Below are 16,891 nucleotides of genomic sequence, written 5' to 3' on the forward strand. Positions count from 1 at the left end.
CGAATTACGATTTCTTCGGAGTTTCCACCGTTCGGGCCGCGTGGACCAGGCCGAGTTCCACGGCGGATTTTCCAAACTTGTCCCGAAGCTTGTCCATGGCGTGTTCCGCGTGTTTGCGCCGTTCGGCCGATTGATCGACGAGATCCTGAGGGTCGGCGCGGTCCTCGCTTTCAAGGTCGCTCACGCCGATTCCGATCAACCTGAAGCGGCGGCCGTCCGCCTCGTTCTCAAGCAGGGCGACGCCGGCCGCGAAAATTCTGTCTGCAAGCTGTGTCGGGTCGGTGAGATGGCGGGCTCTCGTGACCGTCTTGAAGTCCGCGGTCTTCAGCTTCAAGGTGACGCCACGCCCGGAAAGTCCGGATTTCTTGAGCCTTGCGGATACCTTTTCCGAAAGGTCTCGAAGGATGGGCCGGAGGGTGTCGAAACTGGAAATGTCCGTTCTGAAGGTTGTTTCGGTTGACACGCTCTTCGCCCCGCGCTCCGGTTTCACGAGACGGCTGTCTTCGCCATGAGAGAGCTGGGCGAGGCGCAGTCCGATGGAGCCGTAGCGGCGCGCGAGATCGTTCGCTTCCATGTCCTGCAACTGGCCGATGGTCCTGATCCCGTCCCGTTCCAGCTTTTTCTGAAAGACCTTGCCAACGCCCCAGATGCGGCCGACCGGCATCGCGGCCAGCACCGCTTTCGCTTCCGCGGCTCCGATGACCGAAAAGCCGCGCGGTTTTTCCAGATCCGACGCCAGTTTCGCCAGGAATTTGTTGGGCGCGAGGCCGACCGACGCGGTGATGCCGATGTCGGTTTCCAGATCGCGAACGAACTTTGCGAGCGTTTCGGCCGGCGTCGCCCGGTGCAGGCGCTCGGTGCCGGTCAGGTCGAGAAAGGCTTCATCGATGGACAGCGGTTCCACCAGCGGTGTGAGGGAGCGCATGCGCTCGCGGATGTCCTTTCCGACCCGGGCGTATTTTTCCATATCCGGACGGATGACCACCGCGTCGGGACAAGCCTCCAGGGCCTTGAACATGGGCATTGCGGAGCGCACACCGTAGATCCGCGCGATGTAGCAGCATGTGGATACAACGCCCCTTTGACCGCCGCCAACGATCACCGGCCGGTCCTGAAGCTCCGGATTGTCGCGCTTTTCGATCGCTGCGTAGAAGGCGTCGCAGTCGATATGGGCAATCGCGAGACCGTCCAGCTCCAGATGCGAAACGGCACGCGGACTGCCGCAGGACGGACAACGCGGTGACACGACTGCGAACCGGGCGCCACAATCCCGGCAGAGCGCTCGATTTTCCGAAGCCATTGGTGTCACGGTTCTCACGGTCCTGGGCTTCCGCGGAAGGGGGGCGGGGTTTCTAGCCGTCTAAAATAGCGCTGATATAGGTTTCGGTCTCCTGCCAATTTCCGGTCAGGAGATCGATATGGCTTTCTTTCTTCATGGCGTTGCGAAACCGGGGATCGGCGATGAACTGGATCTGCACCGCTGAGGGAAACGAGGCGCTCACGGAAGAATGATTGGCCGGACTGTCGTCGATGAAGACCACGGGTGAGGGCCGTCTGGCAGCAAGTGCTGCGACAGCGCCGCCCTTGGGACCGGAATTCGTCACGAGCGGATAGGAGATGTCGAAACCGGCCAGCAGTTTCTCGCGCACGGGTTTGTTATGCGAGCCTGGCAGGTTTGTGAGAAGAACGATGTCCCAATCGCCGGCAAGCTTGGCAAGGGCCTCGTTGGCACCGGGAACCATATCCTGCCGGTCGCAATATTCTTCGAAAAACAAAAGCAGATGATTGCGCACTGTCACGGACGATAAGGGCGTTCGGCTGTCTTTCGGTGCGATGTTTCCAGTCAGGCGGAACTCGTCGTTCAAGAACATCAGCCCGTATGTGTCGAGGTAGTCCTCAAGGTGGCTGATCATATGCAGGATTACCTCGTCGACGTCGCAGATGATCAAAGGCCTTCCCGAAACCTCAAGCTGCCGGATTTGCGCCAGAACCTCCGGTTGGACGGGCGTAGGTTTAGGCATTTTCCATCCCTCCCGAAAGCGCGAAACGCGCGGCGGCCATCATGGTTGGCCGGACTCCGGCGTTCTCGCAGAAGGCAAGCAGCAGGGGCTCGTCCATCATGTAGAACTCGAGTACGCCGGCTAAAAATCCGGGTTCTCCCGCGGCCTCCCGAATCATTTCAGGGCCAATACCGGAAAACGCCAGAAACCGGCCGATTTGTTCGGGGTCACGGCTGAGATGCAGAAGCGCTTCGGTAGCGATTCCTTGAGCTTCTTCAATGGACAATGACTTTCCGGGTGTATTTTGCATTGTGTTTTTTTGCCTTTCTGAAACGATTCCGGGTTAGAACAACCCTAATGCGGGCTGGAGAGGGGTTCCACCGCGGAGAACAAATCGCAAGGTCGAGACTAGTGGGACCGGCGGATGGCCGGGTAAAGGGCCGGACAAGATGGCGAAAACCGTGCTGATCGTGGAAGATAACGAGCTGAACATGAAACTGTTTCATGATCTGCTCGAAGCGCACGGCTATCAGACCTTGCAGACACGCACCGGAATTGAGGCGCTTCGACTTGCCAGGGACCACCATCCGGATCTCATTTTGATGGACATCCAGTTGCCGGAAGTTTCGGGACTGGAGGTGACGAAATGGATCAAGGAAGACGAAAGCATTTCCTCCATTCCCGTTATCGCGGTGACCGCTTTCGCCATGAAAGGCGATGAAGAACGCATCCGGCAGGGCGGTTGCGAGGCTTATATATCCAAACCGATTTCAGTGGCGAAGTTTCTGGAAACAGTACGTGCCTATTTGGGAGAAGCCTGACCTTTTCATTTCTTGACGGCCCTGCCGGGCAAAGAATTGGACAAGGTTTCAGGAAAGCGAACAGTTCCCACATCCGGACATGACCAACGTATCACGTTGTCACGCTTGTGAACGGGCATCATATTAAGGTTACAGATTTACTAAGAAGTGTATCTTCTGTGAATATTTCGCAGAAAATATTGCATTCGGGCAACAATAAGGTAGGGTGGCGACGCGTAAGGAAATTTCCTGATCGTTTGATTAACAGATTTTTCTGCTGCGATCGTTCAGCAGCTAAAGTTCCCCTCGGAGTGCTCAGGTCCGCCGCATCTCCTGGGTCCGTGGGGCAGGTCGGCAGGGAACCGGCCGATGAGTGGCCTCCTCGAATGCCGTGTTCCCGCCGACCACTATTTTTCCGGACAGATCGATCCGGCCAAATCCGGAAAACAGGTGATCCGTGACCGCAAAGCTTGCGCCGTCGGTTTCCTGTTCCCATCCCGGCCGACGAACAAAAAACCCGCCGTAAACGGCGGGCTTTGTCATTGATCGGGAAGACCGAATTACTTGATCTTGGCTTCCTTGAACTCGACGTGCTTCTTGGCAATCGGGTCGTATTTCTTTTTGACCATTTTTTCGGTCATCGTGCGGGAGTTCTTCTTGGTGACATAGAAGAAACCGGTGTCCGCCGTGGAGAGAAGCTTGATTTTGATTGTTGTCGCCTTGGCCATGGCCTTGGATCCTGTTCTCGGTTGTCGGGCAAAGGGTTCTCGTGGCCAGATTGGCTGGCGGTGAATCTGCCCCAATGTCTGAAATCAGCGCGCAAACTACTCAAGAGAGCGCGAAAGTCAAGCGCTCCATATGCTTCACGAGACATTTTGCTGGGTGCTAGGCCGTTTGGTTTGCCCGGTCCGGCCAGGTTTGGGAGCACCAAGGCGAGCGCGGAACCCTGGTGCACCTGGCGATGAGTTTGAACCGGTTGACCGGTCCGGAGCGTTCCCACAGACCCTAAATCAACTCGCGCACGAACAACCCGTTGCGGACGAAGTAATAAGGTACCGCCGTTTTCGGAGACAGCTCCGGATCCGTTTCAAGACGGTGTTCCAGATCGGTCAGGATCTTGTTGGTGATCATCGGCAGTTCCTTTTCCCGCGCTTCCGCCAAGGTGAGCCAGGCACAGTCTTCCAGCTCACCGGAGGGACCAGTGCCTTCCGGCAGGCGATCCGCGATCGCGTCCGCCCAGACCGCCAGAAAACGCGTGTCGTAGCGTCTTGGCCGCTGTGTGGGGGTAACGGCGCGGGCGATCATGCGAAGGCCGCCCAGGTCCGGCCGGATGCCTCTTTCGGCAAAGGCCTCGAAGCCGGTTCCGAGGCGCAGAGACCCGTCGTCCGCCTTCCTGCCGATAAACAGTCCGGCTTCCTCATAAGTCTCGCGGATTGCCGCAAGCGCGAATGCGCGCACGCGGGACGCGGTCTTGACCCTTTTCAGTTCCTTGGAAAGTTTGCGCTCCACATCCGGATCGTAGGGAAGCACATTTGCGATCCTTGAGTCCGCCGGGTCCACCCGTCCGCCGGGAAAGACGAACTTTCCCGGCATGAATGTGTGGCGCTTATGCCGGCGTCCCATCAGAAGTCTGACCGTCCCGTCGTCCTCGCGATCGAGAATGAGGAGCGTCGCGGCGTCTTTCGGCCGGATGTAGGGATGATTGCCGGCGCGTTCGTCTTTCGCCAATTGTGCTTCGAAGGAACTGTTCATGAGGTCTTTTCGGATGGCTCGGGGATGGCAGGGATATCGTCATCCGCGTCGGGGTCGAAGCCGTGCATGTAAAGCGCCCATTGCAGTCCGATCAGCGCACCCTTGATCGGGCGCATCAAACTCAGGGACAGCAGGACGGTCAGCAGAGGCCAGACGGACATGTGAATCCACAGGGCCGGGCGGTAGAGGACCTCCACCAGCAGAAGCGCGGGAATGACGATATGGCCGACGATGGTGATGGTGAAATAGGGCGGTGCGTCGTCTGCCCGGTGGTGATGAAATTCCTCGCCGCATTCGGCACAGGCATGACTGACCGCCAGAAAGCCGTTGAAGACACTGCCGCGACCGCACTGCATGCAGGAATTGCATGCGCCGCGCAGCATGGCCTTGAGTACGGGGCGATGAGGTTTCGGGGCCTCTTCCCGAGCGGCCTGGAATTCGTCGCTTGAGCGATAGCGGACCGTCACGAACTCCTCCTGCGGTTTCCTTTTCCTGCGGATTTCTTCGCGCGCGCGCCCTTGGGCGGACCACGCCGCGCCTTCGGGGCGGACGCCTTGCGGATCTTCTTTCCGGCAATCCGCCCGTGGCTGACCACTTCGAATGTCAGTGCTCCGGCGAAAGGAGCCGCCTCCACCAGCCGGACCTCCACCTGATCGCCAAGCTGGTAGGTTTCGCCGGTCTTGTCACCTATCAGGGCGTGCGACGCTTCGTCATACCGGTAATAGTCGAGCCCGATCGTGGAGGCCGGCACAAAGCCGTCCGCGCCGCTTTCTTCCAGGCGGATAAACATCCCGGATTTGACCACGCCTGCGATCCGGCCCTGAAAGGTCGCCCCGATCCGGTCTGTCATCCAGAGCGCGATCAACCGGTCGATCGTGTCCCGTTCCGCCAGCATGGCGCGGCGTTCCGCCGATGAAATCTCCGCGCCGATGGCTTCCAGCTTGCTTTCGATGCCTTCCGGCAGCCCGTCACCGCCAAGACCGAGTGCCGATATCAGGCCGCGATGAACGATCAGGTCGGCGTAGCGCCGGATCGGTGAGGTGAAATGGGCGTAGCGGCGAAGGTTGAGGCCGAAGTGCCCGATGTTCTGCGGAGCGTACTCCGCCTGCGCCTGGCTGCGCAGTACCACTTCGTTGACAAGATGTGCCTGGGGCGTGTCTTTCACTTTCGCCAGGATGGCGTTGAAGACCGAAGGTCTCAGCCCGCCGGTCGACGGCAGCTTCATGTCAAGCGTCGACAGAAAGTCCTTGAGGCTCTCCAGCTTTTCCGGAGTGGAGGCGTCGTGAATGCGGTAGAGCAGGGGGCTCTTTTTCTTTTCCAGCGTTTCGGCGGCCGAGACATTGGCCTGGATCATGAATTCCTCGATCAGCTTGTGGGCGTCGAGACGCTCCGGCACATAGACATGATCGACCGTTCCGTCGTCCTTCAGCTTGATCTTGCGCTCGGGCAGATCAAGGTCCAGGGGCTCGCGTGCCTCCCGGCCCTTGTTCAGGACATCATAGGCGGCCCAGAGCGGCTTCAGAACACCGTCGAGAAGCGTTTCGGTCGCTTCGTCGGTGGCGCCGTCGATCGCCTTCTGTGCCTGAATGTAGGAGAGCTTGGCGGCGGAGCGCATCAGGACGCGATGAAAACTGTGGCTGATCTTGCGGCCGTTCCTGTCGAAGACCATGCGCACGGCCATCGCCGGCTTGTCTTCCTTCTCGCGTAAGGAGCACAGCTGGTTGGAAATCCGTTCCGGCAACATCGGGATGACCCGGTCCGGAAAATAGACCGAGTTGCCGCGCAGGTTCGCTTCCCGGTCCATGGGAGACCCGGGTGTCACGTAGTGGGCGACATCCGCGATGGCGACATAAACGATCTGGCCGCCTTTGTTGTCTTCATCCGGATCCGGCTCCGCATAGACCGCGTCGTCGTGATCCTTGGCGTCGGGCGGGTCGATGGTGATCAACGGGATTTGGCGCCAGTCCTCGCGTTTCCCGAGCGTTTCGACCGGTCTGGCGGCCTCTGCCTGGTCAACCACGGCGGCGGGAAAGACATGGGGAATGCCATGGGACTGGAGCGCGATTTCGGAGACGGCCTTTTCCGAATGCATCGAACCGAACCGCTCCACAATGGAGGCTCGCGGGTGGCCGTAGCGTCCGGATCGGCTGACCTGGACGCTGACAAGATCGCCGTCTTCGGCGTCCTTCAGGTCGGTGGGATCTACATCGAGCTCACGTTGCTTGCGGTCGATGGGCTCCAGATAGGGCGGACGGTTGCCGTCGCGCTGGCGCAAAATGCCGAGGATCGCGCCCTGGCGTTTTTCCAGAACCCGGATGACGCGCGCAGCGTACTCGGCTTCCGGACCGGTTTCCGCCTCCGTTAAACGAATCAGGGCCCGGTCGCCCAGGCCGGGCTGCGTGGTCTTGGTCTTGCCCGTCAAAATGAGGATCTTCGGCGGATCGCCTTCCTCGTCATCCCAGTCGAGAGGCGTGCCCAGAAGATCGCCGTCGCTGTCGCGGGCAACCAGGTTGGCCACGAACACGGGCGGCAGGTCACCCGGACGGATCATGCGCTTGTTGCGTTTTTCAAGAAGCCCCTCGTCGGAAAGGTCCCTGAGCATCTTCTTCAGATGGATGCGCGCACCGCCGATGATGCCGAAATGGCGGGCGATCTCCCGTTTGCCGGCCCGGCCCGGATTATCCGCGACAAAGGCGAGAATATCTTCCTTCGAAGGCATCTCGCCAGGGATCTTGGCGTGTTTGCGATGGGTATGTTTGCGCGTGTTGATCCGTTTTGGGCTCAAGTCGCATCATCCCAGGGCACATCCTCTGATGCCGCATCGACCTTGGCCTTGGCGCTTTTCTTGGTCGCCGGCTTCTTGGCCGTCGTCTTCTTCGCAGCGGTTTTCTTCGCGGCCGGTTTCTTCGCCGCTGTCTTTTTCTTGGTGCCGCTCTTTTCCGCCTTGGCGGCAATCAGCTCGAGCGCCTTTTCAAGCGTGACCGACGTGGGGTCCGTGTCCTTCGGCAGGGTCGCATTGATCTTGCCGTGCTTGACGTAGGGCCCGTAGCGGCCGTCATAGACATTGACCGGTCCGCCTTCTTCCGGATGCTCGCCGAGTTCCTTCAGCGGGGTTGCCGCCGCCCGGCCGCGCCCGCCGCCCTTGGCCCGTTTTTCCGCCAGTGCATCGACCGCCCGGTTGATGCCGACCGAAAACACTTCATCGGGTGTCGAGAGGTTCGCGTAGGTTCCCTCGTGCAGAACAAAGGGGCCGTAGCGGCCGATCCCGGCGGAGATCATCTTGCCGTCTTCCGGATGCGGTCCGACCTCTCTGGGCAGGGACAGCAACTGCAAGGCCTTTTCGAGGTCCAGATCGGCGGCGGACCAGCCCTTCGGCAGCGAGGAGCGTTTCGGCTTGGCTTCTTCGCCGAGCTGCACATAGGGACCGAACCGGCCGGTGCGCAGGGAAACGTCCAGTCCGGTTTCCGGGTCCGTTCCGAGAACCTTCGGCCCCTCGTCGGCGTCGCCGTTTTCTCCGTTCGGCTTGCCGAGCTGGCGGGTATAGCCGCATTCGGGATAGTTGGAACAGCCGATGAATGCGCCCCAGCGGCTGACCTTCAGGGACAATTGGCCCGAGTCGCAAGACGGGCATTTGCGCGGATCGGAGCCGTCTTCCTTGGGCGGGAAGATATGCGGGCCGAGCAATTCGTTGAGTGCGTCGATCACTTCGGCGACGCGCAGGTCCTTGATCTCGTCCACCGTTCCGGAGAATCCGGTCCAGAAATCGCGCAGAACGTCGAGCCAGGACAATTCGCCGGCCGAAATCTTGTCGAGCTGTTCTTCCAGGCTGGCAGTGAAGTCGAACTCGACATAACGGCGGAAGAAGCTTTCCAGAAACGCCGTGACGATGCGCCCCTTGTCCATGGGAACGAGCTGCTTCTTGTCGAGTTCGACATAGTCGCGGTCGCGCAGGGTCTGCAGCGTCGAGGCGTAGGTGGATGGCCGGCCGATGCCCAGCTCTTCCATCTTCTTCACCAGGCTTGCTTCCGTATAGCGCGGCGGCGGCGTGGTGAAGTGCTGCGAGGCGTCGATGGCGTCGGTCTTGCCGTCGACCGAGGCCGCGGTCAGGGACGCGCCCTGGTCGACCGCCGGCAGGCGTTTGGAGTTCTCGTCCTCGTCGTCGTCCCGGCCTTCCTGATAGAGCGCCAGGAAACCGTCGAAGCGAATAACGGAACCGGTGGCGCGCAGGTTGGCGCGCTTGCCGGAACCGTCGGCCAGGATCTCGATGGTGGTGCGTTCCAGAACGGCCGATTCCATCTGCGACGCCATGGTCCGTTTCCAGATCAGCTCATAAAGCTTGGCCTGGTCCGGATCGAGAAAACGCGCGACATCCTTGGGGCGTCGCGACAGGTCAGTCGGGCGGATGGCTTCGTGGGCCTCCTGGGCGTTTTTCGCCTTCGAGGAGTAGACACGTGGTTTTTCCGGCACGTATTTGTCGCCGAAGTCTTGTCCGATCACCGAGCGTGCGGCGGCAATGGCTTCGCCTGCGATCTGAACGCCGTCGGTACGCATGTAGGTGATCAGACCCGAGGTCTCGCCACCCATGGCCACCCCTTCGTAGAGCTTTTGGGCCACTTGCATCGTCCGGGAGGCGGCGAAGCCGAATTTGCGCGAAGCTTCCTGCTGCAGCGTCGATGTCGTGAACGGCGCTGCCGGGTTCCGCTTGGCCGGTTTCGAGGCGACGCTGTCGACCTTGAAGCTGGCGCTTTCCAGCATCGTCTTGATCGCGGTCGCGTCCGCTTCCGTCTTGATATCGAGGCGGCCGATCTTCGTGCCGTCGAATCCCGTGAGCCCTGCCTGGAACATGTCGCCGCCGGGCGTCTTCATGTTGGCGAGGATCGTCCAGTATTCCTGGGGGTCGAAGGTTTCGATCTCCATTTCCCGGTCGCAGATGAGGCGCAGAGCGACCGATTGCACGCGGCCCGCGGAGCGCGCGCCCGGCAGTTTGCGCCAGAGAACGGGGGAGAGGGTGAACCCCACCAGATAATCAAGTGCCCGGCGCGCCAGATAGGCATCGACGAGCGGCGCGTCCAGTTCACGTGGATTGTCCATCGCCTCCAGGATCGCCGATTTTGTGATGGCGTTGAACACCACACGCTCGACGCGCTTGTCTTTCAGGACACGCTTTTTCTGCAGGACTTCCAGAACGTGCCAGGAAATGGCTTCGCCTTCGCGGTCGGGGTCGGTCGCCAGAATGAGGCGGTCGGCTTCCTTGACGGCATTTGCGATCTCGGACAGGCGCTTCTGGGACTTTGAATCCACTTGCCAGCTCATGGCGAAATTATCGTCCGGCTGCACCGATCCATCCTTCGGCGGCAGATCGCGCACATGGCCGTAGGAGGCGAGCACCGTATAGTCGGAGCCAAGATACTTATTGATCGTCTTGGCTTTAGCCGGCGATTCCACAATGACGACGTTCATTCTTACCCAATAATATTGTCCCGAAACGGAGCCCCCGCCCGGTGAAGAAGTTGCCTGATTTGGTGCTGACGATCAGGGATCGGACGCCATGTGTCAAATGGACCTTTGAGGAATTCCGGTCAACCCGTCCGGTCCGGGGAGGGGTTATCCACTGAGTTTAAAAACAAATCCTTGTTTCACATCAGTAGTGAAATTTTGTTTCCGCGGTGGCGTTCCAGCCGCCCGGCAAGTTCCAGTTCCAGCAAAATGACATGCACGGTCCTTGCCTCCGCGTCCGCGTACCGGATGAGTTCGTCCAGATCGAGCGGAGCGGGGCCAAGTGCCGTGATGACTCTGTCGCGCACAGCCTCGTTCGGGCTTCGCTGACCTGACGGTCGCGCGCGATCCGGTTCCAGCAGGCCTGTGCCGAGAGGCAGTTCCGGCTCCAGCCGTCCGGCCAGGCTCTCCAGTATGTCTTCCGCGGAGGTCACAAGGGCCGCGCCCTGCCGGATCAGGCCGTTGGCGCCTTCGGATCGCGGGTCCAGGGGCGAGCCGGGCACCGCGAAAATATCGCGGTTCTGCTCCAGGGCAAAGCGCGCGGTGTGCAGGGAGCCGGAAGCCTTGGCCGCTTCGATCACGATAACGCCGAGAGAAGTGCCGGAAATCAGGCGGTTCCTGCGCGGAAAATCGCGTCCGCGCGGTTTCCAGCCGAGTGGCATTTCGCTGATGGCACTGCCGCCCGTTTCCAGGATCGCATCCAGCAGCCGGGCGTGTTCCGGTGGATAAAGCCTATCGATGCCGCCGGCGAAAACCGCGACCGTTCCGGTCGAAAGTGCTGCTTCATGGGCCGCGGCATCGATGCCGCGTGCCAGGCCGGAGGCAATCGCGAAGCCATGGGCGCCGAGGTCGCGCGCGAACATCCCGGAAAGCTTGCGCCCGGAAAGCGAAGCGTTTCGGGCGCCGACGACAGCCAGCATTTTGGGCCGGGCCAGGGTGTCGCCGCCTTTGACCGACAGCAGTGGCGGCGGCCCGTCAATGTGCCGGAGGTGGGGCGGGTAATCCGCTTCGCCGAGCGCCACGAGCCGGGCTCCGTGCTTGCGGTGCGCTTCCATTTCCGCCTGGGCGTCATCCTCGCTGCAAAGCTGGTAGCTTTTGCGGCCTCCGCGCCTCGAAAGTTCCGGCAGCAGTTCCAGCGCGTCTTCCGCGGAGCCGGCGTGGCTCAGCAGGTCGCGGAAAGTCGCCGGGCCGATGTTCTCCGATCGTATAAGGCGCAGCCAGGCAAGCCGCTCGGCCTCCGAGAGGCGGACAGTTTTATCCTCGTCCAGGCCGGTCACGCGCCTCCGCCATCCGGTTCCGTGCCAGGCTCCGCAACCGGTTTGGTTTTCGCCCCGATCCTGCTTTCTTCGCCCCGGAGCAGACGGCCGATATTCTCATGGTGTTTCAGCCATAGGAAAACGGTCATGAGCGACGTCATCTCCGCCAGTTGAGCCTGGTTAAACACCAGATACAGCAGGACGGGCGTAACAAGGCTCGCGGCCAGCGCCGACAGGGACGAGAAGCGGAAGCTGAAAGCCATCGCGAGCCAGACCACGGCAAACGCCAGTCCGGCCGGCCAGAAGAGCGCGAGAACGATACCGAGATAGGTGGCGACACCCTTGCCGCCGCTGAATTTCAGCCAAACCGGATAAAGGTGACCCAAAAAGGCGCCGAAGCCTGCGACGATCGCCATTTCCTGACCGTAGAAGTGCCGAACGATTAAAACGGCAACGGTCCCCTTGAGGGCGTCGCCAAGAAGTGTCGCCGCGGCCAGGGACTTCCTGCCCGTGCGCAGCACGTTGGTGGTGCCGAGATTGCCCGAGCCGATCTTGCGGATGTCTCCAAGACCGGCCATCCGGGTCAGGATCAGGCCGAACATGACCGACCCGAGCAGATAGCCGAAGGCAAGAGCTGCGAGATAATAAGGCCAGGCAAGGCCCCAGCTGATCGGATCCGGCACCCGGATACTCCTCCCTAGATCGGTCGCCTTTCAGGCCGGTGCCCTGAAAGGCGCAACTTAAGGTGCTTGGTAGGGGATTTGCGCCCGGTCTGTAAAGGCCCGAATGTCTGGAACGACACCAGGCGTGGCTTACTTGGAGAATTTGAACTTTTCCGCCTCGACCACAAGGGCGCCGAACGGCACCTTGATGCTGGCCTTGAGCGGAAAGAGATACCCCGACTTCCCGACCGGCGCGAGCCAGAGTTCGAGAGACTTGTTGGCGGCCAGTTCCTCGATGGACTTCCGGTTCCGCCGGTGTCCGGCCACAGGCTCGTAGCGGGCGCCGCAAACCAGCACCTTGCCATTGAACCGGCCATCGGCGGTCTTGGCCGTGTCGCGCTTCTTGTAGGAAAGATGGACGTTGTAGCGCTCCTTGCCGTCGAAGAGCTGCAAGGTTCGATTGCAGCTTTCCGGATTGAGGCCCTTGGGGGCCGGTAGGACGGCTGCACTCAGGGGGTCGAGGACATCCGTGAGGTGATCCTGGGTGACCTTGACCCGCTGCTTCATCCTGTCCTGCGGCGGGTTCACCGAAACCTCATCGATCTTACCGCCGTTCATCTTCATTGAAATTTTGCCGGAGTCGTCGGAACTGGTCATTTTGAAGTTGTAGCTTTCCGGGGTGAAACGGCCGTCGCCGATGCCGCCTTTCACCTTGACGGTGCCCTTGCCGTCGGAAACGAGGCGGCCGAACGCGGACGTCTCGCCACTGCCGCTCAACGTGTAGCTGTCCTTTGACAGGCCGAGGTTGAGTACACCGGAACCGATAGGCAGCCCCACGGCGTAGAGTTTGTATTTGACATAGAGGCTATCTGCCGGAGCGGCACCGGTAAAAGACACAAGGAAAGCAAGAAAAACAACAAATTGGCGCATCAGTTACATCCAGAATAAAACGACTTTGCGCGCATTTATAAAGAGAATTGTGGCGTGAAATGGGATGTTTCAGCGCGATGACTCAGCTCAAGCGTATTCAAACACCGTTTTCCCGCTGACGACGGTGCGCAGGGTTCGCCCCGAAAAGCGAGCATCCTCGAAGGGGGAGTTCTTCGACCGGGACCGGATCGCGCTCTTTTCCAGGACCCACGGCCGGTCCGGGTCGAATACGATGACGTCTGCGGGAGCCCCTTTCGACAGGCGTCCGGTCTCAAGGCCCAGCCGGTCCGCTGGGCGGCTGGTCATGGCACCGAGCAGGGTAACCAGGTCGACCTGACCGGAGTGATGGAGACGAAGCGCGGCCGCAAGGAGGGTTTCAAGGCCGATCGCGCCATCTTCCGCCTCTGCCCAGGGATGACGCTTGGTCTCCACGTCCTGCGGATCGTGGTTGGAACAGATAATGTCGATCGTACCGTCGGCGACCGCGGCAATCATCGCCTGCCGGTCGTCCTCGTCGCGCAAGGGAGGCGACATTTTGAAGAAGGTCCGGTAGGCCCCGATATCGTTCTCGTTGTGGGTGAGGTGATTGATCGAGACGCCTGCGGTGATGTCCAGCCCGCGGCTCTTGCCGAGGCGTATGACGTCGGCGCTGTCGGAGGTGGATATCAGGTTCGCGTGGTACTTGCTCTTGGACATGCCGACGAGGCGCAGGTCCCGTTCCAGCATGATGATCTCGGCCTCGCGCGGCACCCCGGAAAGACCCTTCCAGCTTGCGTTCAGGCCGGCATTCATGACACCGCCGGCAAGGTCCGGATCTTCCGTGTGATGGATCACCAACGCGCCGAAATCGCGGGCGTAAGTCATCATGCGCCGCATGACCTGGGCATTCTTGACGGACCTGTTGCCGTTGGTAAAGGCAGCGGCGCCAGCTTCCTGCAGGAGACCGATCTCAGCCATTTCCTTGCCCTCAAGGCCTTTGGTCAGGGCCGCAAGAGGGAGCACGTTGACGATGGCTGTGTCGCGCGCCCGGCGCAGGATGAAATCGACCAGGGCCGGATCGTCGATCACCGGGTCCGTGTCGGGCATCGTGCAGATGGTGGTCACGCCGCCCGCCGCGGCCGCTTTCGAGGCGCTGGCCAGCGTTTCCCGGTGCTCCGCGCCCGGTTCGCCGACAGAAACGCACAGGTCTATCAGGCCGGGACAGGCGATCGCGCCCTTGCAGTCGTAAACCTCGGCGCCGTATGGCGTGCCCTGATTGGCCGCTTCCGGCCCGGCGGCCAGGATGGTCCCGTCGGCGATGATCACCGAGCCCGGAGCGTCCAGGCCGCGCGCCGGATCGATGACCCTGGCATTGGAGAGAACCAGGGGTTTGGGTGCGTCGGCTGCCACTTTTTCAGGTCCTCTAGTTATTCGGCAGGTTCGCGGCGAGCGCTTCCAGCACGGCCATGCGCACCGCGACCCCCATTTCGACCTGCTCCCGGATCAGGCTTTGCGCGCCGTCGGCGATGGAGGCGTCGATCTCGACGCCGCGGTTCATCGGTCCTGGGTGCATCACGAGAGCGTCCTCCCGGGCGTAGGCGAGCTTTTCCGCGTCGAGGCCGTAGTACCGGTAATACTCGCGCACGGAGGGGATGAAGGCGCCGCTCATGCGCTCGCGCTGCAGGCGCAGCATCATCACGATATCGGCTCCCTTGAGGCCTTCGCGCATGTCGGTGAAGACCTCGACCCCCATTTTCGCGATTCCGGAGGGAAGCAAAGTCGAAGGCGCCACGACACGCACTCGGGCACCCAGGGCGTTAAGCAGGATGATGTTGGAGCGGGCGACGCGGGAATGGGCGATGTCGCCGCAAATGGCCACCGTCAGCCGGGCGATCTTGCCCTTGTGCCTGCGGATGGTCAGAGCGTCGAGAAGGGCCTGGGTCGGATGTTCGTGCGGCCCGTCGCCGGCATTGACCACGGAACAGCCGACCTTGCGCGCCAGAAGATGCACCGCGCCGGCCGCGTGATGGCGCACCACGAGCAGGTCGGGATGCATGGCGTTCAGGGTCGCCGCGGTGTCGATCAGCGTTTCGCCCTTTTTGACCGAGGACTGGGACACCGCCATGTTCATCACATCCGCGCCGAGCCGTTTGCCGGCCAGCTCGAAGGAGCTTTGGGTGCGGGTGGAGTTTTCGAAGAAGAGATTGATCTGGGTCCGGCCCTGCAGAACCAGTTTGCGCTTGTGCACCTGCCGCGAAACCTCGACGGCTTCTTCGGCACGGTCCAGAAGACCCAGTATTTCGTGGGGGTGAAGGCCCTCGATACCCAGCAGATGGCGATGGGGATAAGGCGTGTCTCGATGGGTGTCTGTCGCGGTCATCGAGATCATTGCTTTACGGGGAATCGGCGCACGGAACAAGACCAGAAATCAACCCGTACCCGCTGTCCACACATGTGCGGCATCCGACCGGGCCTGGTCTGGTGCCCGGCGCACCGTCTGTTCACGTGAGAAGAAAGAGTGCGAGCGGCGTCGTAACCGTGGCCGCGAGTGTCTGTAACGTTATGATTTCCGCCATCAGTTTGGCGTCACCGTTCATCTGCCGGGAAAGCAGGTAGGAATTGCTGGCGCAGGGCACGGAGCTGGCAATGACCACCGCGACCAGCGCCGGACCACTTACTCCGAAGAGCATCGCGCATCCGAATGCCAGGAGCGGCATGAAGGCCGGCCGCAGGAAAGTACCCATGGTGAGGGCGGGGCCTGGCCGGCGAAGCGCGCTCAGGTCGAGACCGGCGCCGACGCAAATGATGCCGATCGGCAGGGCCGCCCTTGAAAAAATCTCCACGGTGTCGCCGACGACGCCTGGCAGGGTCAGTCCGCTGAGATTGAAGAGAACGCCTAGTCCTATGGAGAGAATGAAGGGATTGGAGAAGAGGTCTTTCAGGATCTTCTGGGCACTCGGCGCCGAACCGCTGGCAAAATGGGACAGAACCAGAATGCTGAGAATGTTCACGACCGGGATAACGAACACCATGGCGACAGCCAGCGTCGCCAGCCCGGTCTTGCCCGCGACATTGTCGGCGATCGCCAGCGCGATCATCGCATTCCAGCGCAGCGTTCCCTGAAAGATCGAGGTGAACCGTACCGCCGGGATGCCCCAGATCCTCTCGATTGTCTTGCGGGCGCCAAGCAAAAGGGCCGTCATGAGGAAAATCGACATCAACAGGGCGCCGCCCATGTTCAGCGCATGGAAACTGGTGAAATCCGCTTGAGAGATCGTTCTGAAAAGCACCATCGGAAACAGCACGAAATAGGCCAGTTTCTCGATGCCGCGCCATTGGTCTCCGGTGATCAGACCGGTTCGGGCGATCAGATAGCCGGAGGCGATCACGAGGATGACCGGCATCAGGGCGGCAAGTGTCGTCAGCATGAAGTGTTCCGGTCGGTGTCGAGGCCCTGCGGTGGACGTTCTGGTTCAAGCGTGTGCGAGCGCACCCCTTTGGCGGGCGACGAGAAAATCACCTCAACTATCCAGTCCCATGAACCCGAGACGGTCCAGAAACCCTTGAAGGATGAAGGCGGCCGCCATCTTGTCCACGGCCTCGGCGCGTTTGGCACGGCTGGAATCGGCTTCCAGCAAGGTTCGCGTCACGGCGGCGGTCGAGAGACGTTCGTCCCAGTAGGTGATCGGAAGCTCCGTCATTTGCGACAGGTTGCGCGCGAAGGCCCGGGTCGCCTGGGCGCGCGGCCCTTCGCTGCCGTCCATATTGAGCGGGAGCCCGAGCACGATTCCGCCCACGTCCTGTTTGGCGCAGATTTCCAGCAGCTTTTCCGCGTCCGGCGTGAACTTTTTCCGACGGATTGTCTCCATCGGCGTTGCAATGCCCCGGCCAAGGTCGGAAAGCGCGAGTCCGATGGTCTTGGTGCCGAGGTCGAGGCCGATGAGCCTGCGGCCCGGTGGCAGAGCCGCAATGAAATCGTCTAGAGCAAGAGCTGGATCGTTCGCCATGTCAGGGCT

16 protein-coding genes are annotated in these 16,891 nt (G+C 61.1%); 1 reads left to right on the forward strand and 15 read right to left on the reverse strand.

Annotated elements, in window-relative coordinates; translation table 11 throughout:
- Positions 1–4 precede the first annotated feature (4 nt).
- Genes JF539_RS07125 through JF539_RS07135 form a run of 3 tightly spaced genes read right to left on the reverse strand, consistent with a single transcriptional unit; the run spans position 5 to position 2,286 of the window.
- Entirely contained in the window at positions 5–1,300 is a 1,296-nt protein-coding gene (locus JF539_RS07125) for a DNA polymerase IV (RefSeq protein ID WP_207139621.1), read from the reverse strand.
- Between the two features lie 52 nt (positions 1,301–1,352).
- A complete protein-coding gene (locus JF539_RS07130) occupies positions 1,353–2,021 on the reverse strand; it encodes a hypothetical protein (RefSeq protein ID WP_207139622.1) in 669 nt (222 codons plus the stop codon).
- A complete protein-coding gene (locus JF539_RS07135; protein ID WP_209017031.1) occupies positions 2,014–2,286 on the reverse strand; it encodes a DUF3572 domain-containing protein in 273 nt (90 codons plus the stop codon). Before JF539_RS07135 ends, JF539_RS07130 begins: the two co-directional genes overlap by 8 nt.
- A 163-nt stretch (positions 2,287–2,449) precedes the next feature.
- Between JF539_RS07135 and JF539_RS07140 the strand changes: the two genes are divergently transcribed.
- On the forward strand, positions 2,450–2,821 hold the full coding sequence (locus JF539_RS07140; protein WP_207139624.1) for a response regulator: 372 nt from the start codon (positions 2,450–2,452) through the stop codon (positions 2,819–2,821).
- Between the two features lie 539 nt (positions 2,822–3,360).
- Here JF539_RS07140 and rpmG read toward each other — a convergent pair.
- From rpmG to ruvX, 12 genes are all read right to left on the reverse strand, one after another.
- Positions 3,361–3,528, reverse strand: coding sequence for a 50S ribosomal protein L33 (gene rpmG, locus JF539_RS07145; protein ID WP_094070346.1), 168 nt, complete (start codon positions 3,526–3,528; stop codon positions 3,361–3,363).
- Between the two features lie 277 nt (positions 3,529–3,805).
- The gene (locus tag JF539_RS07150; protein WP_207139625.1) at positions 3,806–4,552 is read right to left on the reverse strand and encodes an NUDIX hydrolase; all 747 of its coding nucleotides are present in this window, start codon (positions 4,550–4,552) and stop codon (positions 3,806–3,808) included.
- A complete protein-coding gene (locus tag JF539_RS07155; protein ID WP_419247662.1) occupies positions 4,549–5,019 on the reverse strand; it encodes a DUF983 domain-containing protein in 471 nt (156 codons plus the stop codon). Before JF539_RS07155 ends, JF539_RS07150 begins: the two co-directional genes overlap by 4 nt.
- Entirely contained in the window at positions 5,016–7,271 is a 2,256-nt protein-coding gene (gene rnr, locus JF539_RS07160; RefSeq protein WP_207140878.1) for a ribonuclease R, read from the reverse strand. Before rnr ends, JF539_RS07155 begins: the two co-directional genes overlap by 4 nt.
- A 62-nt stretch (positions 7,272–7,333) precedes the next feature.
- Positions 7,334–10,012, reverse strand: coding sequence for a type I DNA topoisomerase (gene topA / locus JF539_RS07165; protein WP_207139626.1), 2,679 nt, complete (start codon positions 10,010–10,012; stop codon positions 7,334–7,336).
- Between the two features lie 176 nt (positions 10,013–10,188).
- Complete coding sequence (dprA, locus tag JF539_RS07170) at positions 10,189–11,325, reverse strand: DNA-processing protein DprA (RefSeq protein WP_207139627.1); 1,137 nt, start codon at positions 11,323–11,325, stop codon at positions 10,189–10,191.
- The gene (gene plsY / locus JF539_RS07175) at positions 11,322–11,987 is read right to left on the reverse strand and encodes a glycerol-3-phosphate 1-O-acyltransferase PlsY (protein WP_207139628.1); all 666 of its coding nucleotides are present in this window, start codon (positions 11,985–11,987) and stop codon (positions 11,322–11,324) included. Before plsY ends, dprA begins: the two co-directional genes overlap by 4 nt.
- A gap of 129 nt (positions 11,988–12,116) precedes the next feature.
- A complete protein-coding gene (locus tag JF539_RS07180) occupies positions 12,117–12,896 on the reverse strand; it encodes a DUF3108 domain-containing protein (protein WP_207139629.1) in 780 nt (259 codons plus the stop codon).
- A gap of 87 nt (positions 12,897–12,983) precedes the next feature.
- A complete protein-coding gene (locus tag JF539_RS07185) occupies positions 12,984–14,285 on the reverse strand; it encodes a dihydroorotase (protein ID WP_207139630.1) in 1,302 nt (433 codons plus the stop codon).
- A 13-nt stretch (positions 14,286–14,298) separates the two neighbouring features.
- On the reverse strand, positions 14,299–15,255 hold the full coding sequence (locus tag JF539_RS07190; protein WP_209017032.1) for an aspartate carbamoyltransferase catalytic subunit: 957 nt from the start codon (positions 15,253–15,255) through the stop codon (positions 14,299–14,301).
- 121 nt (positions 15,256–15,376) lie between these two features.
- Positions 15,377–16,303 (reverse strand): AEC family transporter, encoded by a 927-nt coding sequence (locus JF539_RS07195; protein WP_207139632.1) that lies wholly within the window; start codon positions 16,301–16,303, stop codon positions 15,377–15,379.
- A 93-nt stretch (positions 16,304–16,396) separates the two neighbouring features.
- The gene (ruvX, locus tag JF539_RS07200; protein ID WP_207139633.1) at positions 16,397–16,882 is read right to left on the reverse strand and encodes a Holliday junction resolvase RuvX; all 486 of its coding nucleotides are present in this window, start codon (positions 16,880–16,882) and stop codon (positions 16,397–16,399) included.
- Positions 16,883–16,891: the final 9 nt, after the last annotated feature.

Source organism: Roseibium aggregatum, from assembly GCF_017309185.1.
GTDB classification, from domain to species: Bacteria; Pseudomonadota; Alphaproteobacteria; order Rhizobiales; family Stappiaceae; genus Roseibium; species Roseibium aggregatum_B.

What these genes read in the sequence shown, in the direction of transcription:
- JF539_RS07180 (WP_207139629.1), bottom strand. Translation starts at nt 12,896, where the DNA reads ATGCGCCAATTTGTTGTTTTTCTTGCTTTCCTTGTGTCTTTTACCGGT.
- JF539_RS07140 (WP_207139624.1), top strand. Translation starts at nt 2,450, where the DNA reads ATGGCGAAAACCGTGCTGATCGTGGAAGATAACGAGCTGAACATGAAA.
- topA (WP_207139626.1), bottom strand. Translation starts at nt 10,012, where the DNA reads ATGAACGTCGTCATTGTGGAATCGCCGGCTAAAGCCAAGACGATCAAT.
- JF539_RS07130 (WP_207139622.1), bottom strand. Translation starts at nt 2,021, where the DNA reads ATGCCTAAACCTACGCCCGTCCAACCGGAGGTTCTGGCGCAAATCCGG.
- JF539_RS07125 (WP_207139621.1), bottom strand. Translation starts at nt 1,300, where the DNA reads ATGGCTTCGGAAAATCGAGCGCTCTGCCGGGATTGTGGCGCCCGGTTC.
- ruvX (WP_207139633.1), bottom strand. Translation starts at nt 16,882, where the DNA reads ATGGCGAACGATCCAGCTCTTGCTCTAGACGATTTCATTGCGGCTCTG.
- rnr (WP_207140878.1), bottom strand. Translation starts at nt 7,271, where the DNA reads ATGCCTTCGAAGGAAGATATTCTCGCCTTTGTCGCGGATAATCCGGGC.
- rpmG (WP_094070346.1), bottom strand. Translation starts at nt 3,528, where the DNA reads ATGGCCAAGGCGACAACAATCAAAATCAAGCTTCTCTCCACGGCGGAC.
- JF539_RS07195 (WP_207139632.1), bottom strand. Translation starts at nt 16,303, where the DNA reads ATGCTGACGACACTTGCCGCCCTGATGCCGGTCATCCTCGTGATCGCC.
- JF539_RS07190 (WP_209017032.1), bottom strand. Translation starts at nt 15,255, where the DNA reads ATGACCGCGACAGACACCCATCGAGACACGCCTTATCCCCATCGCCAT.
- JF539_RS07150 (WP_207139625.1), bottom strand. Translation starts at nt 4,552, where the DNA reads ATGAACAGTTCCTTCGAAGCACAATTGGCGAAAGACGAACGCGCCGGC.